General features: G+C 73.6%; 1 protein-coding gene. It reads right to left on the minus strand.

Annotated features, from left to right (window positions below):
• On the minus strand, positions 1 to 4,760 hold a 4,760-nt coding region (locus ACFYQ5_RS35960; protein WP_389203823.1), incomplete at its 3' end, for a type I polyketide synthase.
• Positions 4,761 to 4,816: the final 56 nt, after the last annotated feature.

Below are 4,816 nucleotides of genomic sequence, written 5' to 3' on the forward strand. Positions count from 1 at the left end.
TGCGCACGCCCCGTCACGACGCTCTGCGGAGTCGTGTCGCCCTGGGCCAGCAGTTCAAGGCCGGCGAGGAGCTCCTCACGGTCCCGCCCGACGACCACACCCCGATGCTCGAAACGGGACCGCGCCGCCACCAGCGACCAGCCAAGGTCACCGACGCTCAAGTCGGGGCGGTCCCGGAGGTGTTCGCGGAGGCGGCCGGCCTGCGCCCGGAGCGCGGCCTCGGTCTTTGCCGACAGGGCCAGCGGAACCAGGCCAGGGATCACCGACGGGGTGGCGGTCCGAGCGAGCGGTTCGTCGGCGTGGGCGGCCTCCGGGCCCTCGGCCGGTGCCTGCTCCACGAGCTCCTCAGCCGGCGCCTGCTCCACGATCACGTGCGCGTTGGTGCCGCTCATGCCGAACGAGGACACACCCGCGCGTCGCGGCCGTCCGGCCTCCCGCGCGGTCCACTCCCGGGCCTCGGTCAGCAGCGCGACCGCCCCTTCGGACCAGTCGACCTCGGTCGTCGGTGCCTGGGCGTGCAGCGTCTTGGGCAGGACGCCGTGGCGCATCGCCATGACCATCTTGATGATGCCCGCAACGCCCGCGGCCGCCTGGGCATGCCCGATGTTCGACTTGACCGAGCCGAGCCACAGCGGTTCCTGGTCCTCGCGCCGATCCTTGCCGTACGTGGCCATGAGGGCCTGCGCCTCGATCGGGTCGCCCAGCGAGGTGCCCGTGCCGTGTGCCTCCACGGCGTCCACGTCGGCGCCGGTGAGCCCCGCACCGGCCAGGGCGGCGCGGATGACGCGCTGCTGGGAGGGGCCGTTGGGGGCGGTGAGACCGTTGCTGGCGCCGTCCTGGTTGACAGCGGAACCGCTGACGACGGCAAGGACCTGGTGGCCGTTACGGCGGGCGTCCGAGAGGCGCTCGAGGACGAGCATGCCGACGCCTTCGCCGACGCCGAAGCCGTCGGCGCCCTCGGCGAACGGCTTGCAGCGGCCGTCGGCGGCCAGACCGCGTTGCCGGCTGAACGCCACGAGTGTGTCGGACGTCGCCATGACGGTGGCACCGCCCGCCAGTGCGAGCGAGCACTCGCCCCGGCGCAGGGCCTGCGCGGCCAGGTGCAGGGCGACCAGCGACGACGAGCACGCCGTGTCCACCGTCACCGCCGGGCCTTCGAGCCCGAAGGAGTAAGAGATGCGGCCGGAGATGACGCTGGTGGAGTTGCCGGTCATCAGGTGGCCTTCGAGGCCGTCGGGGACGACGCGCACGCTTTCGCCGTAGCCCTGCGACGAGGCACCGACGAAGACGCAGCCGGCACTGCCCCGCAAGGTGGCCGGGTCGATCCCGGCACGCTCGAAGGCCTCCCAGGAGATCTCGAGGAGGAGCCGCTGCTGCGGGTCCATGGCGAGCGCCTCACGTGGCGAGATACCGAAGAACGGGGCGTCGAACTCGCCCGCCTCGTGCAGGAAGCCGCCGCCGCGCGAGTACGTGGTGCCTTGGTGGTCCGGGTCGGGGTCGTACAGGGACGCGGTGTCCCAGCCGCGGTCCTCGGGCAGCCCGGAGGTGGCGTCGGCCCCCTCGCCGACGATCCGCCACAGGTCCTCGGGGCTCGCCACGCCGCCGGGGAAGCGGCAGCTCATCGCGACGATGGCGATGGGTTCATCAGCGTGCGCGTCGGCCGTGCGGGCGCCGGCCGAGGAGCCGTCCACCACCCCGCCGGCTTCGCCGCCGGGAAGTTCCGACTTGAGGTGGCGGGCCAGGGCGAGCGGGTTGGCGTAGTCGAAGACGAGCGTGGCGGGCAGCCGCAGACCGGTCGCCTCGTTCAGACGGTTGCGGAGTTCGACGGCGGTCAGTGAGTCGAAGCCCAGGTCGCGGAAGGCCCGGTCGGTGTCCACCTGGTCACCGGACGCATAGCCGAGGACCGCGGCGGCCTGGCCGCGCACATGGTCGAGGAGCGCCCGCTCCCGCTCACCGTCCGGCAGGCCGCGCAGGCGGCGTACGAGAGCGGACGCCTCGCCACCGGAGGCGTCCCCGCCGGCGATCGCACGCCGGGCGGGGCCCTGGACGAGGCCGCTGAGCAGCGGGGGCAGGTTCTTGCCGTGCGTGGCGCGTAGCGCGCCGGTGTCGAGACGCACGGGCACCAGGGCGGCGGCGCCCATACGGAGGGCGGTGTCGAGGAGCCCGAGGCCCTGATCGGTGGCGAGGGGGGCGATGCCGGACCGGGTCATCCTGTCCAGGTCGTCGGCGGTGATCTGCCCTGCCATGCCACCGCGTTCGGCCCACAGCCCCCAGGCGAGGGAGATGGCGGGCACGCCCTGGCCGCGCAGGTGCTGGGCGTAGGCGTCGAGGAAGGTGTTCCCTGCCGCATAGTTGCCCTGTCCCGCGCCGCCGAGGACCCCGGCGACGGAGGAGAAGAGAACGAAGGCGGCCAGGTCGGCGCCGTGGGTAAGGGTGTGCAGGTTGACGGCGGCGTCGACCTTGGGCCGCAGGACGCGGTCAAGCTGCTCGGTGCCGAGCGAGGAGGTGACGCCGTCGTCGAAGACGCCCGCGGTGTGCACGACCACGGTGAGCGGGTGCTGTTCGGGGACGCGGGCCAGCGCCTGCGTGAGGGCGTCGTGGTCCGCCGCGTCACACACGACGATGTCGGCGGCGGCGCCCAGTTTCCCCAGGTCGGCTGCGAGTTCGGCAGCGCCGGGCGCCTCGGGGCCGCGGCGGCCGAGGAACAGCAAGCGCCGGATGCCATGCACGGAGACGAGGTGCCGCGCGACGAGACCGCCGAGGCCACCGGGGGCGCCGGTGACCAGGGCGGTGCCCTGCGGGTCCGGTAGTGCGGGCTCAGGGGCGTCCTGGGCAAGCGTGCCGAGGTCGCGAGTGAGCCGGGGCACGAGGACGGCTCCGGCACGGATCGCGCACTCCGGTTCGCCGTGCGCGTACGCGAGGGGCAGCGCCCGCAGCGACTCGGGGTCACCGTCGACGTCGGCGAGGACGAACCGGTCCGGCTCCTCGGACTGAGCCGAGCGCAGCAGGCCGAGCACCGCGGTGTGCGCGAGGCCGGGGACCGGCTCGTCGACGGTGACAGCGGCGGCGCCGCACGTCAGGACGATCAGCCGGGCGTCGGCGAAGGGCTCGCCCGTGGCCAGCCACTCCTGGACGAGCGCGAGGGCTCTGCCGGTGACGGCGTGCACGGCTTCTGCGGTGCCGTCTCCGTCAGCCCTGGTTTCCGAGGCGCCGGTGCCCGTGGCGTCGGTGCCCGTGGCGATGGCTCCGGCCGCGACCACGACGTCGGGTACGGAGGCGGTGCCGTCGGCGACAGCCGCGGTGAGGTCCGCAAGGGTTCGGTACGAGGTGACGTGGATGCCGCTGCCGTCCTCACCGCCCGCGCCGCCCCGCCCGGCTTCACCGAGGAGGCGGCACAGCTCACGGGCTCCGGTACCGTCCGCGCCGAGCACGGCCCACGAGACCTCTTCGGCGCGCGCCGCATGCGTGAGGCCCAAGGCTGGGGGCGCCGTCCAGTCGACGCGGTACAGGTGCGGTACGCGGGAGCGCCGGGCGGCAAGGCTCTGGTTCACGTCGACGGTGCGGGAGACCAGCGAGCCGATCCGCGCGACCGGCGCCCCTGAGTCGTCGGCGAGCAGCACCGAGACGGTGTCACCTCCGCTGCCGGAGCGCGACAGGTGGACCCGCAGGGCCCTCGCCCCGGTGGCGTAAAGAGCGACGTCGCTCCAGGAGAACGGCAACCGGGGCGCGCCGACCCCGCCGTCGTTCTCGTCCCGCGGGTCCTGCGCCAGGTGCGCCGCCTGGAGTGCCGCGTCAAGGAGGACCGGGTGCAGGCCGAACCGATCGGCCTCCTCGCGCCGCTCCTCGGGGATGCTCACCTCGGCGAACACCTCGTCGCCGCGCCGCCAGACGCTTCGCAGCCCCTGGAACGCGGGGCCGTACCGGACGTCCGTGGCGGCGAACTCCTCGTACAGCCCGTCGATGCCGACCGCCTGCGCCTCGCTGGGCGGCCACTCGACGAGGTCGAAGGCGCCGTCCCCTGCGGACGCGGACGCCGTGGACGGGGCGAGCACACCGGTGGCGTGCCGGGTCCACGGCTCCGCCTCGGCGCCACCGGCGTCGGCTTCCGGCCGGGAATGGAGGACGAGGGACCGCCGCCCGGAGGCGTCGGCGTCCCCCACGGTCAGCTGAAGTTGCAGGGCGCCCGTCTCCGGGACGACCAACGGCATTTCCATGGTGAGCTCTTCGACCAGGTCACAGCCCACCTGGTCGCCCGCACGCGTCGCCAGCTCCACGAACGCGGTTGCCGGCAGCAACACCGCACCCGCCACGGCGTGGTCGGCCAGCCACGGGTGAGTACGCAGCGAGAGTCGCCCCGTGAGCAGATGCCCGTCCCCGTCGGCCAGCGCGACGGCTGCACCCAGCAGCGGGTGCCCCGTCTCCCCAAGTCCGACCGCTCCGACATCACCGGCGCCGGCGTCCGCGTGGAGCCAGTAGTGGTCGCGCTGGAAGGGGTAGGTGGGGAGGTCGACGGTCGTGCGGTGACCGGGGAAGAGGGCCTTCCAATCGAGCTCGGCACCATGTACGTGAGCCTCGGCAAGGGAAGCCGCGAAACGGCCGGCCCCACCGTCGTCACGCCGCAGCGAACCGATCGTGACCGCCGGACTCTCGGCCGCGTCGATCGTGGCCTGCACCGGCACAGTGAGCACCGGATGCGGGCTCATCTCCAGGAACAGACCGTACCCCTCGGCCAGCAGGCCACGGGTAGCGTGCTCGAACAACACCGTCCGGCGCAGATTGCGATACCAGTACCCCCCATCCATCACCGTGCCCGCGT

It is taken from the genome of Streptomyces sp. NPDC005794 (genome assembly GCF_042871445.1).
GTDB lineage: Bacteria > Actinomycetota > Actinomycetes > Streptomycetales > Streptomycetaceae > Streptomyces.